The sequence below is a fragment of the Gardnerella sp. C0684A1 genome, assembly GCF_055326835.1.
The window spans coordinates 84,935-107,017 of record NZ_JBLTSX010000002.1; the positions used below are offsets into that span (position 1 = coordinate 84,935).

At 36.9% G+C, this 22,083-nt stretch carries 21 protein-coding genes and 2 pseudogenes; 1 reads left to right on the plus strand and 22 read right to left on the minus strand.

The annotated features are described in order from the left end of the window. Positions 1-82: 82 nt before the first annotated feature. The 4 genes from ACNEUN_RS02005 to ACNEUN_RS02020 form a co-directional block, all read right to left on the minus strand. Positions 83-1,372 (minus strand): MFS transporter, encoded by a 1,290-nt coding sequence (locus tag ACNEUN_RS02005; RefSeq protein ID WP_463630498.1) that lies wholly within the window; start codon positions 1,370-1,372, stop codon positions 83-85. Positions 1,373-1,759: 387 nt separating this feature from the next. Further along, complete coding sequence (locus tag ACNEUN_RS02010; RefSeq protein WP_463630500.1) at positions 1,760-2,719, minus strand: hypothetical protein; 960 nt, start codon at positions 2,717-2,719, stop codon at positions 1,760-1,762. A 10-nt stretch (positions 2,720-2,729) separates the two neighbouring features. Beyond that, on the minus strand, positions 2,730-3,236 hold the full coding sequence (locus tag ACNEUN_RS02015) for a GNAT family N-acetyltransferase (protein WP_415695539.1): 507 nt from the start codon (positions 3,234-3,236) through the stop codon (positions 2,730-2,732). A gap of 389 nt (positions 3,237-3,625) precedes the next feature. After that, entirely contained in the window at positions 3,626-4,111 is a 486-nt protein-coding gene (locus tag ACNEUN_RS02020; protein ID WP_463630501.1) for an NUDIX hydrolase, read from the minus strand. A 379-nt stretch (positions 4,112-4,490) separates the two neighbouring features. On the opposite strand from ACNEUN_RS02020, the gene ACNEUN_RS02025 reads away from it, so the two are divergent. Next, positions 4,491-5,765, plus strand: a complete 1,275-nt coding sequence (locus tag ACNEUN_RS02025) for an ATP-binding protein (RefSeq protein WP_463630502.1) — start codon at positions 4,491-4,493, stop codon at positions 5,763-5,765. Between the two features lie 268 nt (positions 5,766-6,033). Here the strand turns inward: ACNEUN_RS02025 and ACNEUN_RS02030 are convergent, their stop codons facing one another. The 18 genes and pseudogenes from ACNEUN_RS02030 to ACNEUN_RS02115 all read right to left on the minus strand — a co-directional run bounded on the left by ACNEUN_RS02030 (position 6,034) and on the right by ACNEUN_RS02115 (position 22,056). Further along, a complete protein-coding gene (locus ACNEUN_RS02030) occupies positions 6,034-6,483 on the minus strand; it encodes a hypothetical protein (protein ID WP_463630799.1) in 450 nt (149 codons plus the stop codon). A 248-nt stretch (positions 6,484-6,731) separates the two neighbouring features. Continuing rightward, positions 6,732-6,872, minus strand: coding sequence for a hypothetical protein (locus ACNEUN_RS02035; protein WP_463630504.1), 141 nt, complete (start codon positions 6,870-6,872; stop codon positions 6,732-6,734). Between the two features lie 117 nt (positions 6,873-6,989). Then, positions 6,990-7,871, minus strand: coding sequence for an Abi family protein (locus ACNEUN_RS02040; RefSeq protein ID WP_463630505.1), 882 nt, complete (start codon positions 7,869-7,871; stop codon positions 6,990-6,992). A gap of 277 nt (positions 7,872-8,148) precedes the next feature. Beyond that, positions 8,149-8,472, minus strand: coding sequence for a type II toxin-antitoxin system RelE/ParE family toxin (locus ACNEUN_RS02045; protein WP_004133090.1), 324 nt, complete (start codon positions 8,470-8,472; stop codon positions 8,149-8,151). Beyond that, positions 8,472-8,774 carry a type II toxin-antitoxin system RelB/DinJ family antitoxin gene (locus tag ACNEUN_RS02050; protein WP_463630507.1) on the minus strand — a complete coding sequence of 101 codons (303 nt, stop codon included), beginning with the start codon at positions 8,772-8,774 and terminating at the stop codon, positions 8,472-8,474. Before ACNEUN_RS02050 ends, ACNEUN_RS02045 begins: the two co-directional genes overlap by 1 nt. A gap of 399 nt (positions 8,775-9,173) precedes the next feature. Beyond that, on the minus strand, positions 9,174-9,758 hold the full coding sequence (locus ACNEUN_RS02055) for a DUF7010 family protein (RefSeq protein WP_463630801.1): 585 nt from the start codon (positions 9,756-9,758) through the stop codon (positions 9,174-9,176). A gap of 488 nt (positions 9,759-10,246) precedes the next feature. Next, a complete protein-coding gene (locus tag ACNEUN_RS02060; protein WP_463630509.1) occupies positions 10,247-11,725 on the minus strand; it encodes an Lsa family ABC-F type ribosomal protection protein in 1,479 nt (492 codons plus the stop codon). 108 nt (positions 11,726-11,833) lie between these two features. Then, the gene (locus ACNEUN_RS02065) at positions 11,834-12,118 is read right to left on the minus strand and encodes a hypothetical protein (RefSeq protein ID WP_463630511.1); all 285 of its coding nucleotides are present in this window, start codon (positions 12,116-12,118) and stop codon (positions 11,834-11,836) included. A 93-nt stretch (positions 12,119-12,211) separates the two neighbouring features. Continuing rightward, positions 12,212-12,580: pseudogene (locus ACNEUN_RS02070) on the minus strand (DUF4097 family beta strand repeat-containing protein); the annotation flags it as partial. Then, a complete protein-coding gene (locus ACNEUN_RS02075) occupies positions 12,576-12,755 on the minus strand; it encodes a hypothetical protein (protein WP_004128547.1) in 180 nt (59 codons plus the stop codon). The gene ACNEUN_RS02075 and the pseudogene ACNEUN_RS02070, both read right to left, overlap by 5 nt. 822 nt (positions 12,756-13,577) lie before the next feature. Continuing rightward, the gene (tet(M), locus tag ACNEUN_RS02080; protein WP_116691960.1) at positions 13,578-15,497 is read right to left on the minus strand and encodes a tetracycline resistance ribosomal protection protein Tet(M); all 1,920 of its coding nucleotides are present in this window, start codon (positions 15,495-15,497) and stop codon (positions 13,578-13,580) included. Positions 15,498-15,512: 15 nt separating this feature from the next. Beyond that, positions 15,513-15,599 (minus strand): tetracycline resistance determinant leader peptide, encoded by an 87-nt coding sequence (locus ACNEUN_RS02085; RefSeq protein WP_011058339.1) that lies wholly within the window; start codon positions 15,597-15,599, stop codon positions 15,513-15,515. Positions 15,600-15,873: 274 nt separating this feature from the next. After that, positions 15,874-16,356 (minus strand): annotated as a pseudogene (locus ACNEUN_RS02090) (conjugal transfer protein); the annotation flags it as partial. Between the two features lie 202 nt (positions 16,357-16,558). Continuing rightward, the gene (locus ACNEUN_RS02095; protein ID WP_004574894.1) at positions 16,559-17,176 is read right to left on the minus strand and encodes an SAP domain-containing protein; all 618 of its coding nucleotides are present in this window, start codon (positions 17,174-17,176) and stop codon (positions 16,559-16,561) included. A gap of 195 nt (positions 17,177-17,371) precedes the next feature. Then, positions 17,372-17,842 carry a GNAT family N-acetyltransferase gene (locus tag ACNEUN_RS02100; protein WP_004111719.1) on the minus strand — a complete coding sequence of 157 codons (471 nt, stop codon included), beginning with the start codon at positions 17,840-17,842 and terminating at the stop codon, positions 17,372-17,374. Between the two features lie 659 nt (positions 17,843-18,501). Beyond that, positions 18,502-20,079: a recombinase family protein gene (locus tag ACNEUN_RS02105; RefSeq protein ID WP_463630514.1), complete on the minus strand. Its 1,578-nt coding sequence runs from the start codon at positions 20,077-20,079 to the stop codon at positions 18,502-18,504. Position 20,080: 1 nt separating this feature from the next. Beyond that, on the minus strand, positions 20,081-20,491 hold the full coding sequence (locus ACNEUN_RS02110; RefSeq protein ID WP_103084289.1) for a serine integrase family protein: 411 nt from the start codon (positions 20,489-20,491) through the stop codon (positions 20,081-20,083). Then, positions 20,461-22,056, minus strand: coding sequence for a recombinase family protein (locus tag ACNEUN_RS02115; RefSeq protein WP_463630517.1), 1,596 nt, complete (start codon positions 22,054-22,056; stop codon positions 20,461-20,463). Before ACNEUN_RS02115 ends, ACNEUN_RS02110 begins: the two co-directional genes overlap by 31 nt. Positions 22,057-22,083: the final 27 nt, after the last annotated feature.

Genomic DNA, 22,083 nt, shown 5'->3' on the forward strand with positions numbered 1-22,083 from the left:
ATAATCTAAGCAGCAAGCGAAAACATAATAAATTATTAAGAATTATCCAGCGATAAAAAATGTCAAAATCACCACTATATCCCTAATCTCTAGCGTAACTAGTGTTTGGCAACTGAGGCAAAACAGCCAGCAAACCGACAGTAAAAATCAGCGCTAGTATAGGCAAAAGCTGCCATTGGAACGTAGACGAGAATGCAAATCCAATCCAAGAACCAGTAGTAGCACCAATCGCAAACGCGAGGCGCGCCCAACCAGAGAACTTAGCGAGCGTACTTCCTTTAAACAGAATCTGACGCGCAACAATAATCGGCTCCACTAACAACATTCCGCCAATCGCTTGAAGGAATAATGCGAAGCACATTATTGGCAAAAGATTAATAAACATAAGGCAATAAGCAGCTAAGCTCACAACAATTCCTAAAACCGCTATTTTTCTTAAACCGAGTTTTTGAGACGAATGCGCATATAAAACGGACGCAAGTACGCTTCCTATGCCAGTGAAAATATACAGTATTGTTAAAGATTGAGAGCCATATTGCTTACCAATACCAAGAAGAATATAGGAAACAGAGCATGCAGGAATAAAAGCAACCAAAAGAGATCCAGCAAGAAGCATGATTTTACTCTTGAGCTGAGGATTTGTAGATTGCTTAGATGTAGATTTGTTAGTCACATCATTTGCTTGCGATTCTTGCGATTCTTGCGATTCATTCTCTGCATCTTGCGACGCTTCCTCTTCTACGCAAGACGCTTGCGCAATGTCTTGTTTCATAATAAATCGCGTAGCACAAGCCGCAAAAGAAGTCACGGACGAGAAAATCAAAACCGCAGGAATCGACCAGCTTGCAATCCAAGATCCCAATGGAGAGCCAAGCAAGGTTCCTGTAATACTCGCCAAAATACTCACAATGCCGCTGTAGTTGACAATCATGCTGTCATCACCACCTGCAGCATCAACCTCGAAAACTTCGCTAGCAATATCAATCACTTGACCAGTAATCAACAACGCACAAGAAAGAGCAACAAGCGACCACTTCCACGCAGGAGAGCCAAACATAAGAAGCGGTAGTAAACTGAGCACGCCTTCTACACCTTCGGTCATAGCAAGAGCGCGAAAACCGCCAAGCTTATCAACAATCCAACCAGAGCATGGCGAAAGAAAATCGGCAACCGTCATGAAAGTCTTACGAAAACCAATCACCCAAGCAGGCAAGCCCACAATAATAATAGAAGGCAAAACCGAGCCTTCATACGCTTGATTGCCGAGCATAGAAAAACAGAAGCCAACCAGAGCCCATCGCAATGCAGGACTAATAGATCTCATGCGAATAAAAATATTATTCTTACTAAAAATTGACTTCACAGCAACCATCTCTCCCCTAAAACTCTTTCCAAACAATGCAAACTTGCATGCAAGACTACATAACTACTTACACGCAGGCTTACATGCAAACTTACATAACTACCTTCAAATCGCTATCAAACTTAAATAATTCACTACAAACTACACAAATCCAATAGCTTATTTGACAAATTTAATAACACAATACTCTTGTTTAAAAAAAAAGCAAAAATTGCATTATATCTTAGTGAATATCACACTATTATGTATGTCTTGGTGTATTTAATCACATAATTATACGTATTTTAGTGTTTTTATCACATTATTATGTATTGCGTAACTATCAGCATAAAAACAACGCTCTCCACGTACGTAGAGCCTTTTGCTTAAAGAAGAAGAAAACAGTCTTATAAAATCTTATGCGGCTACTGCGGTTCTTCTCCGTGGGTGCCACTTGATAACGAGAACAATATTGGTAAGCACAATACCAACGACTACGCTTACCCATGCCAAACTCGGTGTAAGAAGCCAAGCGAGAACACCGAAGATCAGCAGTCGAAGCAGTACAACAATAACTAAGAAAGGCCAACTTTTTGTTAGGCATTTCTGTTGATCAGCCTTCAATGCGCCCATCAGAACCATAATCGCAGACGCCGCGCAAGAAAATAGCATATTGCCCAAGAATATGACGAGTAGCGTTCGCCAGCCAGCAATACTACCCAGCATCCACCATTGCAACATCAATGCAAGCAAAAATGTAACAACAGCATATACTGCTTCCATCAGCATATTCGCAACGATTAACGAGGAGAATGTTAGAGACACGCCTCTAGAAGTGTCTGTTTTACCTTCGCTCGCATGCTGTAATGCAATCTTGTTTCTCGCCTCGGCGCGCTTTACGCGCTCTTCTTCAAGCATTTGAACGCCAAGCTCAACCGATTTCTTTGAAGCTTCCTGTAATTGCGCATCCGTCATACCTGGCTGCCAAGGCTTTTCAAAAACAAACAGCAACACACTAGTGATCACTGCACCAATAATAATGCTTAGCAACGTGATATCGGAAACAAGCAATAAAGCAATACCAGAGGTCACCAGAAGCCTGAGCACAAAATCGATGATTCCGATAAGCAAATCGCCAGACCCGTCATCTGGCCTTCGATGCCTATCCCATTGCAGATACGCTGTGCTTAGCAGCGAAAACACCACAACACTCAGCGCGAGTATGACCACAGTTTCCCAACCTAGTACGCGGTGCCCTACGAACTGCTGTACAAGCAACGCAATAATAAGCGTGCAAATGCCAGCAACAGTTTCTGTAATCACATGACCCCAAAAAGCATGCTTGAAAAGAACTGGCCTTACATTCGTCTCACTCATCATCTTTCCTCTATATATTAATCCAATACCTTCTTGTTGTAACGTTTCCTCTTGATAAGCTATTTTTCACTTTGTTTTCTAAAATTCCACCATTATTTTCTATAACTCGTATGGAGCCAATATTGTCATCATCGCATGTAATCAAAATTTTATGTAGATTCAAAGTCTCTTTACAATATGTAAGTGCCATAGAAAGCATTTTTGTTCCATAGCCCTTCATACATTCAGATTGTCTAACTTCGTACCCTATGTGACCACCATAGTTAATTAAAAAAGAATTTAATTCATGCCTAATATTAATTTCACCAATAAATTTTTCATTATCTATCAACCAAAATGTAGTAGCTCTAACATAATTTTCAGGCAAATTTATACCATGTTCATAGTTATAAGAACTCTCTATAATTGTCTCAGGGTGTATAAAACGTCTTTCTGCATTCGGCCTAAAAATTTCATCTTCTTCATTAGCTTCTATATAACCTTGAATATATTTACTATCTGGTCTAATTAATTTCATAAGTTCCCCTTATTCTTAATATGCAATTCTAATAAGAATGCAATTCTATTAAAATTAGAATCCGTACCAGGCTGTTTAGCCTTAATAGTATTACCATTTTAAAAAAAAACCACACATACAAGCTTTATTAAAGAAAAATTTTTTATTTTTTTCAAGTGCACACTATGGATACTGGGTGCACTTTTTAACGATAGGAAAGGCTATAGTTAAAAGGGTTAAGATTGACTTGGTAACTTGATTCTTGAGTGCAAAATATCACTATTTCTTCTTATAACCTACAGCAACATTACCTGCTATCAATACCTGGTACTTTAAGAACATCAGAGCCTGGCTTGTCTTTTAAATCAAATTTTCCATGGAAAGATCTCTCGCTATAATAGCGGGATTCATTAATATCTTTCATCTGAAATTATATGCTCTATTCCACTATGCTCCGATTTAAGATATTCTTTCATAAATGTCGGGTAAGCCTTGCACTTATCAAGCTCATCTATAGGTAACCAATGCATTGTCTCTTTAGAACCTGACTCTGTAGTGCTTTGGCTCGTAAAATCTCTTTTTCCCATGGGCTTCATCATGTAGTAGAATGTCAGCTCATGGAAGTCTACTCCTTTTAACCCAGAGCTGCCGATGAATAAGTTCTCGTGTATGACGGCAAGGTGATCTACTTCGTAATTAAGACCTGTCTCTTCAAATACTTCTCTCTTAACGGCTTCTTCTGATGTCTCGCCCATGTGAACCGCTCCGCCAACTGAGTAGAAATAGTCGTCCTCATCATTTCTTGCAAATAGCACACAACCTTCTTCAACTATGATGGCTGCTGCTCTATATCTAAATGCTTTTTTATCGTTAATAAATCCGCAATTATGTTCCATAGTTTATTCCTTTAGAAAATCTGGTAAATATTTGTGTATAATCCCTTCTTGCGATAAATTCATTGTATCCATCGATAAAACATATTAATGTACGAAAATTAAAACTTATTGCTTACAGTTCACCATATACGACTTAGCGCATGTTAAAAACAAATGGGAGTCACGAATTACCATCACAAACTATGCCTTTTAACATTTAGTCCTTACAACCACATTTCTAAACAAAGCCAATCGTCGTACTAATATCCCGCCAATCATCGGAATGAAAATTCGCCAATCGTCGGGACAGAATTCCGACAATCGTCGGAAAATGATGATAGAATTCATATTATCAGCAGAAAATACGAGCAGACTTAATTAAAAAAACAGGGTGACAGAGTTGAAAAAATATAGGAAAAGAATTGCCGACGATATTTTGAAAAGAAAGCTAGAAGGCAAAGGCGCGGTACTGATTGAAGGGCCGAAATGGTGTGGGAAAACCACTACTGCAGAACAATTTGCAGCAAGCGTTTTATATATGGACAACCCCGAAAAGAAAGAACAGAATATCGCTATGTCGGAACTAAGCCCAAAGCGATTACTGAAGGGAGCTACCCCAAGATTAATTGACGAATGGCAGCTTGCTCCAAAACTTTGGGATGCAATACGGTTTGAGGTTGATCATCGTAGTGAGCTTGGGCAATTTATACTAACTGGTTCTGCTGTTCCTGCAAACACTACAGAAATTACTCACTCTGGTACTGGGCGCTTCACGTGGCTAACAATGAGACCAATGAGCTTATATGAATCCGGTGATTCCACGGGCGAAGCTAGCTTGGAAAACCTTTTTGCGGGAACTAAAAGTATTGAGGGTGATTCAAACTTAAGTATTGACCGCCTAGCTTTTCTTGTATGCCGTGGAGGATGGCCACAATCGGTGGATATGCGTAATGAAATTGCTTTAGATCAAGCTTTTGATTACTACGATGCTGTTGTACACTCCGACATTAATCGTGCCGACGGCGTACAAAAAGATGCTGAAAAAGTTAAGCGTCTTATGCGCTCATACGCAAGGAATCAAGGAGCACAAGTACCAAATACTGTGCTTTCGCGAGATATTTCTGCTAATGAAGATAAGACAATTAGCGAGGAAACCGTTGCGTCGTACGTTGATGCGCTTCGCAAAATATTTGTTGTAGAAGATATGCCTGCTTGGAATCCAAATCTAAGATCAAAAACTGCCATTCGTTCATCCGATACGCGTTATTATATTGACCCATCTATTGCTGCAGCGGCTTTGGGAATTGGACCAAACGACTTAATAAACGACTTAAATACTTTCGGTTTTCTATTTGAAACACTTTGCATCAGAGATCTGCGAATTTTTGCAGATTCTCTAGGCGGCGAAGTTTACCACTACAGAGATAAAGACGGACAGGAATGCGATGCGGTTATTCATTTAAGAAACGGTAAATACGGTCTTATTGAAATTAAACTCGGAGGCGAAAAGCTCATTGAAGAAGGAGTAAAAAGCCTTAAAGCGATGAAAGAAAAAATCGACACCAGTAAAATGAACGAGCCATCTTTCCTTATGGTTTTAACTGGAACAGGCGATTTTGCGTATTTCCGCAAAGACGGTGTTTGCGTAGTTCCTATCGGCTGCTTAAAAAACTAACACGAAGCCTTTCATGACTACAAACGCTAAACCTTTTAACGATAGCCCTCACTAACCCCTGCTACACAAGGACAAACTTGCACCCACCTAATCAGCCTTTGACATCACCACAACAGTCTCAACGTGAGATTTAGGAAACTTACGAGTATAGCTACACTTTTTTGAGTACACACTATGGATACTGGGTGCACTTTTTAACGATAGAAAAAGCTATCGTTAAAAGGGTTAAGATTGGCTTAATAACTTGATTCTTGAGTGCAAAATACTACTACTTTTCCTTATAACCTATAGCAACATTACCTGTTTTATTAATCCCTGGCACTTTAAGAACACAAGAGCCTGACTTACAAGAGCTTGGCTTGTCTTTTAAATCAAATTTACCAACTAAAAATAAAGCTTTAAGTCCTGTACCAGGTAAATTGAACGATGATTCAACTAACTTAATACGCTTATCTCCAAGAGTGACTTTAGACAAATCATAATGAGAATCCAGAATATCTCGTGACACAAAGAGATACAACTCATCCTTATTCATATAGTTTTCTGGTATACGAAACTCTTCCCGAGATACCGCTACCGTCTCCCAATGATACGACGCAAGCTCCGCCTTCTCATCATCGCCGGCACATCCCGCAAGAGAAAAAAGAGAACCTAGCAGCAGAAGCACAACAAGACAACTTTGAAAAATGGTTTTACAAAAAATAGTTTTACTTCTCATAACACTACTAGCCTCCTTTTCGTTAACACGACTCTGTATCAAATGATCATAAAACAGATTATTAAGCAAACAAGATCTACCATTCGCTCTGATTACTATAATAATCTTAATAAATATATTATTTTTTTTTATTAATTTGTCTAGATTATCGACACTAATCTCTTCGTTCACTAGCAAACTATAATTTTTATAAACAGCAAGATTCGAAGAAACAGAAGAACCAGAAGAATCAATATCATCATGCACGTTTAATGCTTCCAACAATATTCCCTCATAAACGAAGCAATCACCTGCGAATCTTCACCTTCATAATCCCAAACAAGCAACTTCTTAAACTCAGGAACCTTATTTTCTGGAATAACCAACAAGCCATTACCATGAGAAATCAAACAGTGTAGGGAATTTTTTTACGATTATTCCACCGATTTGTTCCCCAAGAACACAAGCAACTAGAGCACAATAACACTCTTAGCTAAATTTAAATCTATAGCAATTTAAACCAGCACTTAAAGGATTTCCTCCCAATTTTTAGGAAATCCCATAAAATCAAATCTAAACGAACCTTCATATTTAGCAAACGTATTTTTCAAGTCTTTCAAAAGAGAACACCACTGTTCATTTGCTTTTAGCATTCTTTTAGTAATTAAAAGTACAGGAAATATTTTATTTTGTTTCCCTTTATATTGAAGATTCTCTTTATAAAGGCGCGGATTTTCTTTTAAAGGCATATTATAAAGTCTGGTATAGTGTGCACAAATATTTCTTACTTCTACTAAACATAAAATCCAGTTTTTTAAATATTTAGGATCAGTATTGTAATAGCGAGATATATTTTTTTGATCTTCAGTTTTTAAAATGCTAAACAATGAAGATAAACTCCCAAAAGACATTAATTCCACAGAAACCCATATAGGAAATTGACTATTATATTTTTCTATGTGATGCTTAACAAAAGGTTTATTTTTTTGTCGTTCAATTTCTTTATTCAAGCTTTTTATAAGAATAGAGTAAATAGATTGTCCTTGTTTATTTGTCTTGTAAACAAAATTAGTCTCACTCATCAATACTTCAGGACCGTATTTGATAGATAAGTAATAGGCAATCTGAGTTCTAAGTTCTATCTCAATTTGCTCTATAGTTCGCATTAGATTATTTTTAAATTGACTATCAAAGCAATAAAGATTAAATAGCTGTTCTATGCTAACAGTGTCTTGATAATACTCCTTGTTATTAGCATTCTTCAACCCTACACCATAACCAGAAAGTCTGTAATAGTTGACTTTCGTCAAAATTCCTTTTGCAAATTCAATGTTAGAAATTTTTAAATGATGGTCATTTACAAGTCTTGCAATTTGTTGATCATACGTTAAAGCTGGCTTCAATGTCATACGTATACTCTTTCATACAAAAAGCCCTCTCCGTGGTCCGCATGTAGAAGAACTACATTAAGCGTGGAGAGGTTCTGTTAATACGATTGTATCATGCCGCATTTATAAATCAACCTAATCAGCCCTAGACATCAATACGACACTCTCCACGTGGATTGAGAGAACGGGTAGTATATCTACACTTTTTTGAGTGCACACTATTGATAGTGGGTGCACTTTTTAACGATAGGGAAAGCTATCGTTAAAAGGTTTAAGATTGGCTTAATAGCGCGTTACATTACAATTCTTCCAGTTGTTTAGTCTGGTCTCTTCTCACGTAGATAACCGCGAGTATTTGAACTTCTTTTCTACTATCATCAACACAAAAATAAACGTAATAATTTTTTACGCGTATTCTTCTAAAACCAAGTTCACACCACGGCTGCTCACTAATTAACTTCACACGATAAGGCATCGTCTGCAAAGACATCATTTCCGACTTCAACAGCTCGAGCATTCTTTTAGCCACTATCGGTGCTTGTAACTCCGTGGCGATATATTCTCGAATAAGTGCAAGATGCTCTTTCGCCTGACGAGTGACTTTTATCTTATACTCATCCATTAAAGACCTCGTTCAAGATCTTCAAAAACATCATCTATCGAATAACTATCACCACGAACCGCCTGATCATAACCTTTAGCCATCAACGCGTTAAACGTTTTCTCATCCATATCATCTTGTGCTGGAAGAGACTTTGGAATAGTAAGCGAAAACGGAATACCCTTATTAAGAATGATTTGACGATAAAACATGTCAATAGCCGTAGCCCTAGGAACTCCAATCGTTTCCAGAATCTGCTCCGCCTGCTGCTTAATATTTTCTTGTATTCTCACATTCACATTCGCTGTCTTAGTAACTGCCATATAAACCAACCTCCATACACACATCATAAAATACTGTATCGCATATTGCAACACAATTTATATGAATAAGATCCCTCAGCTGCCATACATGTTTTTCGTGTTCGTGTTACCTTCGCATTGCCTTTGTATTACCGCTTTTTATAGCACAGTCAAGTGCCATGATGCCGGAGATAACTCCATCTATTCTATAGGTTGATTTTTGAACATAAGAATAGACTAAAGAAAATTCAATAGTCTGGATTTTATAACATCTCCACATGAGATTGAGTGGTCTAGTTTCATTACGTGTTGGATACAATGAAACCTTAGCTTTGAACTCTGAAACTTTTTCAGGCATCAAAAAAGACGGTATTACTACCGCCTTAATTATTTACACATAACGCTTTTAGATCTAGATTTCTATTTCATAGAAACTTGATCCTTGCTAAGCTCTACAAACTGGGATTTGTTGTAGTTATCTCCCATTTTCTTTAATTCCATATGTAATACACAAACAAATACTATCTCAATAATACATGCCGCAACAGCAACCGTTGTCCCGTTTAATGCACATCCTAAAATCAAGGAAATCATCGGAATAGAAATTGCAGCAACTGTATACCCCTTTGATTTATACAACCATGAATACGGCAGTAAATGTGCGCCAAAGACCATTGCATACACCATAATCATCTTTTCCGGAACCGCACTAAACACCCACATAACGATTAATAAATAAATCATTTGATTTAAGGTGAAAATGAAGCCTAATTGTCCAAGTGGATTTTGTTTTGAAAAGATATCAACCTTTATAAGTTTACCAATGAGCCAAGCCAGCGGTAATAATGGACATGAACAGCAAAATACCAATAAATTTTTCATATCCATATTGATATTTAAAATCGACACAAGTACTATCAGAAGCCATATAATCACCGATGCCATGATAAATGGCAATCCTTTTTTCTGCTGAATTGCAATTTCTTTTCTTAATTCATCCACCATTTTCTCCTCCAAAAATTCAAATTTGTCTACAGGAGGTGCGGACATTTTTTTAGACAGCCACACCCCCTTCTCTCCATCGATACTCAACTAATCCTATTATACTCAACGTGTAACTCTTTTAACAACAAAAAAGCACGTCAGTGACTTGCTGATGTGCTTTTATTTTGACTTATCTCATTTCCTGCAAACTTAACGCTTTAGTTCTGTCTTGCTCCCATCAAGGAAAGTAAACTCAACCTTTCCATCTTGATGCACAGTTAGATAGTCAACCATGCTAAGCAAGACGTTTTCATCGAACACTGTTAACAAGTCCTGCTTTTTCAAGTCCTCGATAAAATATTCAACTTCATCATGTATCAAGACTACCCTTATGATAACCATGCATCAATAAAAGAGCCTTAACGTTCATTGCAGGAGAGAAGCTGGCAAGGGGAATGTCGTATGATGATAAAAGTCTAAGGCACTACAAACTGGAATTTGGATTTTACTTAAAATTGTATTATTTTATTAGCGATATCTTCTACAAATCGCTTATCGTGTTCCACAAATATGAGTGTAGGCTTTGCTTCTTTTATAATTTCCTCAATCTGTATTCTTGATATTACATCTATATAATTCAGTGGTTCGTCCCAAACAAATATATGAGCTGGCTTTGAGAAACTTACAGCAATTAAAACTTTCTTTTTTTGTCCATCACTATAATTCTTCATATCCATTTCAAATAATTCTCTTGAAAAATCTAATTTTCTTAGAATTGTTTTACACAATGTTTCATCAACATCTTGCTCGTGAATATATTCATTTAGGCTACCTGTTAAATTAGATGTGTCTTGAGGAATATACGAGATTTTTAAATTACCTGCTAATTTTATCTCACCTGTATACTCGTGATTTATACCTAATAAAATTTTAATCAAGGTTGATTTTCCGCTACCATTACCCCCATATATAGCCACTATGTCGCCTTGCTTTATCTCGAAAGTTACATTATTTAGGATCTGTCTCTCTCCATAGCATGATGATAAATTGCTAACCGATATTAGAGGATTTTTATGATGATGTAATGGATGCAATAATAGACTTTCCTTTGTTTCGATATCTTTTAGTAAACTCTGTTTTTCTTCTATTGCCTTGTTTTGTCTATTCTCCAAATTCTTAGATTTTTTCATCATCTTGGCTGATTGATGACCTATATGTCCTTTGTCTGGTTTTACACCTGATACTTTTACACCATTTTTAGTATTTTCAATTTTATCAGACCAAATTTGACTTTGTCTTGCAGACTCTTTTAATCGTTTAATATCTTTTCTTAATCTCTCATTTTGACTAATTTCAAATTGGTCTTTCATCACTTTGTTTTCATACCATGATGTAAAATTTCCCGATTGGACATCAATAGAATTCCTGTTAATAGAAATAACATGATTGATACAACCATCTAAAAAATCTCTATCATGAGATATAAGCAAAAATCCTTTTTTACTTTTCAGATATTCACTTACAATTTTTCTTCCGTCCATATCTAAATGGTTTGTTGGTTCATCAATAAGTAAAAAGCCATCTTCTCTTGTAAACAAAATAGCTAAAAGGATTTTTGTTTGTTCCCCTTTAGAAAGCGTTTCAAACTCTCTGTAAACAAGGTTCTCATCTACATTTAGCAAACTGAGTTCTCTAAATAACTTCCATTCTTCATCATCTGATATTAGTTCTTTATATAACTCAATTCCTAATTTTGAAGTATCGCTTATATTTGGTGGAAATTTAATAAATTCAACATCCTTGCTTATTTTACCTTGATAAGTTTCTTGATTTAAAAGTAACTTAAATAGAGTTGATTTACCGATTCCATTTCTTCCTATCAAACCCGTTTTCCAGTTTGTATCAAAGGAAAACGATACATTTTTAAATATGGGTTTTACATATCCATAATATGAGAAAGTGAGGTTTTCAATTTTAATTACTGACATAAAACGCCTCCCTAAATTATCATTTACCGCCCGGGTGCAAAGTGTGTGCACCTTTTAACGTTTAGTTTTTCCTGTATTACTACGGTTATCACTGCTTTGCTTTTTCAGTTATTTCAATTCTCGATTAGATAATTTTCCAGTTCTCAAAGCAACAGTAACAAACTCAACCTCTTGCAAACACTTCTCGCAAAGTTCATAACCTTCATCGAAGTTCACTCTTGACCTAAATGTACTAGCAATGAATTCGCATGGTGAGGAGATCCTTTCAACTACACCGCACCGTTCGCACTCAGCATACACATTCCCATCCTTAATCGGAATAAACATTCCATGATCTTTCTCATTTCCCATGACGCTAACATCTTCGAAATCATCAAATTTTACATAGAGCATATACGGCTTCCTCCTTCATTTTGGTATGTCTATATACGCTCTAATTCCAACTTATATCAAGTTTTATTGCTTCTTTTTTGATCTATATGTCTGCTACTTCGCAATAGCTTTCCCATTAAGACAGTGCACCATGTAATGCGCAAATCCATCGTTTTTACAATTTACCTTCTTCTTATCTGAAACCTCGGTGACACCATTCTCACAATCTACTTCAAGGCTTGCATCCTTGGTGATTGTTCCTTCTAAAATACTCATGCCATTTAACGTATCAAGCGTACAAACATGAGTTACTTCTACGTTTGTTGCTGAAGCCGACCCATTACAACATTTAAGAAAGACATCATCCGCCTTCAAATTAACAACTTCTACCTTGCCATTGTTCACTTCTACATAAAGCTTACCAATCTCAATATCCGTGATGAGCACTCGATTAGAATCAGATTCAACCTCACAAAATTCAATCAGTCTTTCGAAGGACAGTCTTAAGCGAGATCACTGTGACACCAATAGCAAAAGAGGTAAAACCAATTCTAATAGCAAGTGTGCCATCCCATATTAAGGCAACCAGCATCGCGATTAAGGCAACCGTCAAGCCGAATGTCGCTACTTCACGGCAAAAACGAACGAGCTTGTCCATTTCCTTAAGCACCTCCTCGTTCACATACTAATAATCAGGTTTCACTTTACCTTTTGAGCTATATTTTACCACTTCACCAGCTGGGTGCAAAGTGGCGAATCGACTTGCATGGGCGCTTTGACAGAGCTTGAAATTGCATAACGCATTTCAAGCTCCTTCAAAGCGTGATTTGGCTCAAATGTAAAGTCCAGTGGACTTTACATGCCAAATCAGCCGAACGGCTACTAATAGCCGTGCGCGACGACCTGCCTTTTCGCTTAGAGCGTAGTGCGAAAAGGTAATTCGGAGCGCTGAGCCACTCAAGGCAGAAGCACTGCTTCTGCGTGGCGAAGACGTGATCGCAGCTAACTTGCGTGCGAGTCGACGATTTCGAGCTGCATAATTCGCGAATGCACTTCGATTCGCTGAGCTTACTCAAAGTTGAAAGCACAGTGTGCTTTCAACGCAAGCGAAGTACGTTAACATCTTGTACACTCGACCTTACACCGTTGATATGTTCCCTCAAACAGCCAAAATACGTTCAAAAACCGCAAGAACCCAGCTTAAAACTGCCACGCATTAAACCTTTTAACGATAGACCTCACTAAGCCCTGCTACACAAAGGCAAACTTGCACCCACCTAATCAGCCTTTGACATCAACACGACACTCTCAACGTGATGAGTGTTGGAATATATAACACAGAAAGCAAACAGTTTCAGAGTTTAGAAGGAAAAGTTTCAGAGTACAAAAGCAACAGTTTCAGAGTTCAGAAGGAAAAGTTTCATTGTATCCAAATGGGTAAGAAACTAGAAACCATATTTATATAACAACATAAAATACACTAAGTTATTTTATTGAACATATATCGTACTTTATCTATCCGACTATTTGGACGACGGGGCTGGCAAACAGGTTCACCGGTAGTAACATGGTACCCTTTTAACTCTGTTAAACAAACACTACGTCCATTTGTAAAGAAAGTTAAATCACTACGATATTCTTGAATACACCGAGCAGGGATTTCTCCACTAAGAATGACCTCATTATTTTTCAATTGAGTGTCTACGATGTTCGCACAATATTTAGGAGCATCGTTGTATGCTCGTGAAAGATATTCCTTTGGCGCATAAATTTTAAAACTAAGATATGGCTCTAACAATTCTGTTCCAGCTTTTTTTAAGACTTGTTCCAATACAATAGGAGCAAGCATCCGAAAATCTGCTGGGGTACTAACAGGGCTATAGTATAAGCCATACTTAAAACAGATTTTACAGTCCGTCACATTCCAACCATATAATCCTTGTTCGCAACCATAGCGTATCCCTTCCATAACTGCATTTTGAAATGATTGATTTAAGTATCCAAGAGAAACCGAGCTCTCATACTGCATTCCACTTCCCAACGGAAGCGGTGATACAGATAAACCAATGGAAGCCCAGAAAGGATTTGGCGGCACTTCGATGTGAATGGTATATTCTGCATTTTTTAACGGTCTCTCCATATAAATGACTGTAGGCTCTTTTAGTTCTATCTCCACATGATACTTTTCTTGCAACAGTGCACTAATCACTTCCATTTGTACTTTCCCTAAGAAAGAAAGTATAATTTCATGTGTCGTAGAATCCACGTAATATCGTAGAAGCGGATCACTATCTGAGATTTCCAAAAGGGCATCAAGCAACATTTCTCTCTGTTCAGGTTTACTCGGTTCAACAGTTGTTTGTAGTAGAGGGTGCGGATTTTCAATCTTTTTTCTCTGTGGCAATAGTTTTGTATCTCCAAGAACACTATTTAACTTCAAAAACTCATTTTGCAAAATAACAATTTCTCCAGAATAAGCTCTATCAATCTTACATAATTCACCATTTATTGAAGTATACATTTCTGTAACTTTTATTTTTTCTTTTTCTGATACTCTAACCGAATCTCGTAAATGTAGTACTCCACTATAAAGGCGTATATATGCAAGACGTTGTCTTTTTTTTGTATATTCAATTTTGAAAACATTTCCGCAAAGTTCAGACGGACCTCGATGTGTTGATGAATAAAATTTATTCGTAATCACTTCTATAAGGTTATCAATCCCTATATTACTTTTTGCACTTCCATGATAAAGAGGGAACAGAGAACAATTCTGAAATCTTATGCTTTCCTCTTGTTCGAGTTCCAATGCTTCTAATGATTTACCGGACATATATTTCTCTAAAAGGTCATCGTTTCCCTCTATTACCGTATCCCATTGTTCAGATTCGGTAAAGTTCGTCACACACATATTAGGATACAGTTCTACCTTCTGTTTGATTACAATTTCGGCAGAAAGTTTCTCTTTAATATCCTGATAAACCGTTGATAAATCAATTCCATTTTGGTCAATCTTATTGATAAAAAAGATTGTGGGAATCCCCATTTTCCTAAGTGCATGAAATAATATACGAGTTTGTGCTTGTACGCCATCTTTTGCAGAAATCAGTAGAATTGCCCCATCTAAAACTGATAATGAACGATATACTTCTGCTAAGAAATCCATATGTCCTGGCGTGTCTATGATGTTCACCTTCGTATTTTCCCACTGAAAAGAGGTTATTCCTGTCTGAATTGTAATTCCTCTCTGACGTTCTAAAAGCGTATTATCCGTCCTCGTTGTACCTTTGTCCACGCTTCCTAATTCTGTAATCGCTCCACTGTTATATAATAAGCTTTCTGTTAAGGTAGTTTTTCCTGCATCAACATGAGCTAAAACTCCAATATTAATAATTTTCATGTGATTTTCCTCCATTCAAAAACCCAAAAGGGCATAAAAATCCCAGTGATAAATACTTTTATCACTGGGATTTTTATGCATAACCATAGGTATACAAAGCATACAGATATTCTCTGGATACTTTAGAATCACATGATAAAGGTATTCTTAAACTGGGTACAAAAAACTAAGCCCTCCTAAAAAAGGACATCCAATTATTTGTTCCCACTATCAAATTGACAGTTTATTTAAGAATACCTTGCCGCATATTTATTAACTCCTTTTAAATAGATACTTAAATAATAGCACGTAAGAGCATATTCGTAAAGGAATCTCCAATTTTTTATCAAAGAGAGTACGTGATTACAAAATAGCTGTAATAATGTACCAATATTTGTTATTCTATAATCTTCCAATTACTCCCGTTCTTTTCAAGTACCAAATCAAATTGAGATACCTGCGTTGCTTTGGTCTGCTGGTCGATATACTCCACTGTCAGCGATACCGTGACTTGATTATCCTTACGATTGTGAATAGGATTTACCAGTTCTTGAAAGATGTACTCTTTTCCGATTGGTTTTAATATCCCGTCATTCACATAGTAGGAAAGTTCACTGGCTGTCGCTGTAGGATAGAGCTTGAAGAACGTCGTTAAAAACTCATTGATTTCATTGGTTGTAATGGAATCAACCGTCCCCTCACTTTCAATGGCTTTTGGTTTATAACTTGATTTCTTAGGTATGTTGGTAATGGTCGGATTCTTAACCAGTACCATATTTCCAGAACCATCTACATAGACACTCACTATATAAGCAGAGTGGACGGTCTTTGTATTTTCTCCCTCTGTAATGAGCTGGTCTACACTGTAGGTTACATTAAACTCATTGTCGCCAGTTGCCTGGAGTCAACACTATGGATAAAAAGTTCATTTTTTCGTTTTCGCGAACATATCATTGACTTTTTTTAATGTTTTCCTCGTATTGGTAAACATATCATAGGTTTTTTATACTAGTACGTATTTGGAAACATATCTAGTTTTATATTTTTGATATATAATGCACATTATATAATGTAGAATTTACTCATTTACAATATCCTTTTATTTTATCTGCATATTTGCTTAAAAGCTCTTTTGAATATACTTTACTTTGGTTAGATTCTCTCACTTCGTTCCAAAGAATTGCAGCAACTTTCATCTTATTAGAAAATTTATCACTACGTTCATCTAAGTTAAAATCTTTTACAAACTGGTTCCATTGGTTAGTAGTATTATCATATTTTGCGTAATCAGAGTCTCCATTATATACATCAAGCATATTTTTAATTGTAAAATTTTTGTCGTTCTTTCTTTTTACTTTTCGCCAAGCTTCTGCCATATTCGCATTAAATTTAAATGGCTTAATTCCAGTTTGCTCTGAAAAATAGTCTCTAAATTTTTGATTGAATGAAAATCCACATTCTAGTAATGGAGTATTTAATGTTATATTATCAGTTATCTTTTTATTTTTATTCCTTGAAGATTTTTTTATTTTATTTCCCTTAAAATATTCTTCTATAATATAATTCAGTTCCTTTTTTGTTCCTCTATATTCTAATCCAAGAGACTTACAAACTTTTGATAACTCCTCTCGATACCAATAATATTTGTTGAATTCTTCAAATGATTTTATATCTTTAAATTCAGGTCTACTTTCTAACATACACTTTCCCTCAATTCTCTTTTTTTCTATTCGTTTGTCATCAATACTAGAGCCTCCGCCGCAGCTTTCACATTAAACGAGTAAACACTAGGTATGTCTTATCGACATGTTCGTATGCAGAAACATATCCATGAACCTTTTAACAATTATCTCTGCCTATCGTTAAAAGGTTTCAAGCAAATAAACTTAGAGTTCTCACACTCCTAGATATTTAATATATATTTGACACGGATTCCACTCATCCCATAAAGTTGGAAAACATTCCAATTCTTTATATCCCATCGCGATATAAAAATGATTTGTAATATCATATTCTTTGTAGTGTCCCATCTGAACAGTTTTTACCTGTGAGTATGTGTAACCCATCTTCCTTGCCATAGCTTCGTATGCTTTGTTAAGTACCGAGCCAACTCCCATTCTATGGAATTTCTTTTTTATACCCATCACAAAAATCTCTGCACAATCCTTGCTGGTTGCGTTTAACACAATAAACCCAACAAGTTTATCATTAATATAACAAGCAAGAAAAGGCTTTTCCTGTGAATCTTGAATATATTCTTCTGTACTTTCTGGCATTCCAAACCATTCTTGAAGATCATACAATACTTCTCTCGATACAGATTCCTTTTCTAGTTTATTCTCAATTTCTTTTACTTTTATATTCAATCCAGTCCTCCACAAACTCTAATTTATTCTTGTCATCAATACTAGAGCCTCCGCCGTCGAATCTTTCCAATCGAAGCTTCCTATTCGGTCGCTTCTCTTGGAGATTCTTGACATGAGACCTACCTCTGCTTCGCATCGATTAGCTTTGCTAATCGCGCGATAGCAGGGTTAGAGCTTCAACGTTGATTGACATTCCCCACTTCACCAGCTGGGTGCAAAGTGGGTGCACTTTTTAACGTTAACATCCTGTGCACTCGACCCTAAAGCGTCGACATGTTCCCTCATACAGCAAAATCACGCTCAAAAACCGCGAGAACCCAGCTTAAAGCCGCTTCGCATTAAACCTTTTAACGATAGCCCTCGCTAACCCCTGCTACACAAGGGCAAACTTGCACCCACCTAATCAGCCTTTGACATCAATACAACACTCTCGACGTGGATTGAGTGAACGGGTAGTATATCTACACTTTTTTGAGTGCACACTATGGATATTGGGTGCACTTTTTAACGATAGAAAAAGCTATCGTTAAAAGGTTTAAGATTGGCTTAATAGCTTGATTTCTGAGCATAAAAACAGCCTAGAGATGATGCCCACTAGGCTGACTTTTGTAGCATTTCAAATGCTCACATTCTTTTGGCTTTTACGATTCCCTTTCAATTTACGATGCCCTTTCAATATCCACACTAATCTCTGATTTAAAAGTTACGCTGAACCTGTCCTCGTAAACTTTTATTTTCTTGATGTACTTTCTTACCAGCTTCTCGTCATATTCACTAATATCGTGACGCTCACTTTTCAGAAAATCTTCCATTTCTCTGATTCGTCTTTTAGCATCTTCTTGACCTGCTTTTTCTATAAGAAGCTGCTGTTTCTTACCTTTAAGCTCATCAATCTCGTTGGCAGTTTTCGTGTAGTCTTTTTTAGCTTTAAGCAAGGTTAATAGTATCGCTTGTTTGTCTGCAATTCTTTTATCAACCGTTTCAATCTCGTTTAAGTTGTTGCCCGCGATAATTTCTCTAATATTATTCTTCAACGTATCCAATACTTCATCCGATATACTAAACACCTTGTTTATGGCTTTCACTATGGCAGACTGCAGTTCGTTCTCTTGTACTGTCGGAGCATCGCAAGCACTAGGACCGTTTTCCACTCTGGTGCAACAACGCCAGACAACAGAATGCACCCCTCGGTTGTTCCAAGCAATTCTTCTGTAAACATCCCCGCATTTAGCACAAACACACAGGCTGGATAGAGCGTACTTACTGGAATAAACTCTCCTTTTTTTGTTCTCCTCACCGCTAAACATGTTGGCTCGTCTTAACATTTCTTCTTGAACTTTAAAGAAAATATCTCTTGGAATAATAGGAGTGTGGCTATCTTTTACATAATACTGTGGTTCTGTTCCATCATTTTTTATACGAACATGGTTGATAAAATCTGTTGTGATGGTTTTTTGTAAAAGAGCATCACCAATATATTTTTCGTTTTGCAAGATGCCTTTAATATTAGATAAATTCCATTTTAAATGCCCGGCACCGTTTTTAATGCCGTCTTTTTCAAGGCCCTCCGCTATGTCTCTAAGGCTTGCTCCTTCTAAATATTCTCTATAAATCCTTCTTACGACTTTTGCTTCCTGTTCAAGAATTACAAGATTCCCTTCATCGTCTTTTGTGTATCCTAAAAACCAGTTATGGTTGATTTGCACTTTGCCTTCCTGGTAGCGAAACTTAAGTCCAAGCTTCACATTCTGAGAAAGCGACGCTGATTCCTGTTGAGCTAAAGAAGCCATGATAGTAAGTAATAGTTCTCCGCTTGCTTCCATGGTGTTGATGTTTTCTTTTTCAAAAATGATCGGAATGTTTTTGTCTTTCAACTGTCTAACAAACTTTAAACAGTCTATAGTGTTTCTCGCAAAACGGCTAATCGACTTAGTGATAACCATGTCTACTTTGCCACTCATGCAATCGTGGATCATGTCGTTGAAACCGACACGTTTTTTCGTGCTAGTTCCTGAAATACCGTCATCAGCATAAATGCCAGCAAACTCCCAGAGAGGATTTCTTGAAATATAATCCGTATAATGCTGAACTTGCGTGTCATAACTTGTTGCCTGTTCTTCACTGTCAGTACTAACACGACAATACGCTACTACTCTTAACCTCGGCTTATCTTCATGCTTATCTACCGTATTCCCCGCTATTTTTCTTGGTGGAATAATTGTAACGTTGGCATTCATTTTACACCTCCTTGATTTGACTGTACGCGTATACTGCTTGCCGATAAGGATCATCGTATTTCTTTTCTACCTTTTCTAACTGGTAGCTTGTAATAAGCCGAATTTCCTTTATTGGCTTAGGCTCTTTATAACGATGATTCCTGATAGCATTCTCATGCCTTATTTGTTGCACTTGTCTAAACATATCCTCATCGATAATCTGAGGATAAAACTCTGTTCCTAAATACAATTTCTTGCTAAGAATTTTGCCCGTGACTGGCCAATCCCTTTTTATACCTGATTTTTTAGCAGCTTGAGAAATATTTTTAAATTCAAGATAGAAACAAAAAAACTCTCTTACTTCTTGAGCTTTTACTTCATCTATAACCGCTTTACCGTCTACTATTCTGTAACCATATGGGATGCGTGCCATGTTTCTTTCACCTCTTCTTCTAATTCCAATCCACATTTCAAAATAAAAAGAAATCTTGTTCTGCTTTTAACTACGACATCGTCTACAAAATCCAGAAAATCCTCATCCTTAAACTCGCTAAATACTTCTGTGACACTTACGAACCGTTGAAGTTTTTGCACCTCGTTTAAGTGCGTTAAGTTACCGTTTAAACTGTTGGAAAGCTTAAGTTTTTCCTTAAGACAAGTATCTATTTCCGTTCTAAGCTGATTGCTTTCCAGATAATAGGAATCCATCTCAATGTATCCACCGGCTAAAAGCTTACTGAGTACTTGCTCTTGTTCTTGCAATTTAGCTATTTTTTCTTCGAGTTCGATAACCTTGTTCAAACCGTCTTTACTATTCACACCTCTCAAACTTTCTACGAGAGGAGTCAACATTTGAACGTATCCTGCTTTTAACTTGTTTAACATTTGCAGGAAGGAAATTTTAAGATAACTTTCCATAACAGACTTTTGTGAACAAGCATGAATATCTTCAAGATGCGTTATACAAACCCATATGCCATACGCCTTATTATGTTGATAAATTATTCGTCTTTTACACTTGCTTCCACACTCACCACAACGAATTTTACCTGAAAACGCATAAAGCTTATTGTACTTACCACTACCACATACTATGTTATTTTCACTTCTTCTCCACGCGATAATCTCTTTTACAAGATTAAAAGTTTCATGACTGATGATAGCCTCGTGATGGTTTTCAATAACATACTGTTTTTTCTCGCCACAGTTTTTATGACGGTTAAAACTATCATCCGTGTATGTTTTCTGAAATATGACATCACCTGTGTATGTTTTATTAGTCAAAATAGCATTCACGGTACTTGAAGTCCAACTTCCGCCCTTTTTAGTTGGAATCTTTTTATCGGTCAATACTCGTGCTATTGCTTCTCCACCCATGCCGGAAAGAGCCATGTTGAAAATTTCTTTCACTACCCTGGCTTGCTCGGGAACTATAATCATTTTCTTATTCTCGTTTTTATACCCATACGCAGGGCAGGAAATGACGAAGCTTCCATTTTCGAACCGTTTTTGAATTGCCCACGTGTTGTTTTCCGAGATGGATCTTGACTCGCTTTGTGCAATGGAACTCAGGATAGAAAGCATAAGCTCTGAACTCATATGCTCGGTATCAATGTTTTCTTTCTCAAAATACAAATAAATACCGAGACCGGTAAGTTTTCTAACTATTTCAAGACAGTCAACCGTGTTTCTTGCAAGCCTACTAATAGACTTTGTAACAATCCTGTCTATCTGACCGCTCTGACAGTCTTTAAGCAGTTGTTTAAGACTTTCACGCTTACCGATTTTCGTGCCGCTAATACCCTCGTCAAAGTAAAGCCCCGCATACTCCCAGCAGGGATTAGACTTAATATAGTTTTCGTAATGCTCCTTTTGCACTTCTAGACTGAGAAGCTGCTCATCACTATCACTAGAAACTCTCGCATACGCTGCAACCCGCGTCTTTTTCTCAAAACCAGTTTTTCGTATTGTAGAGTCTATTTTTATTATTTCTTTCACTATTTCCCTCACTTTCAGCTAATACTA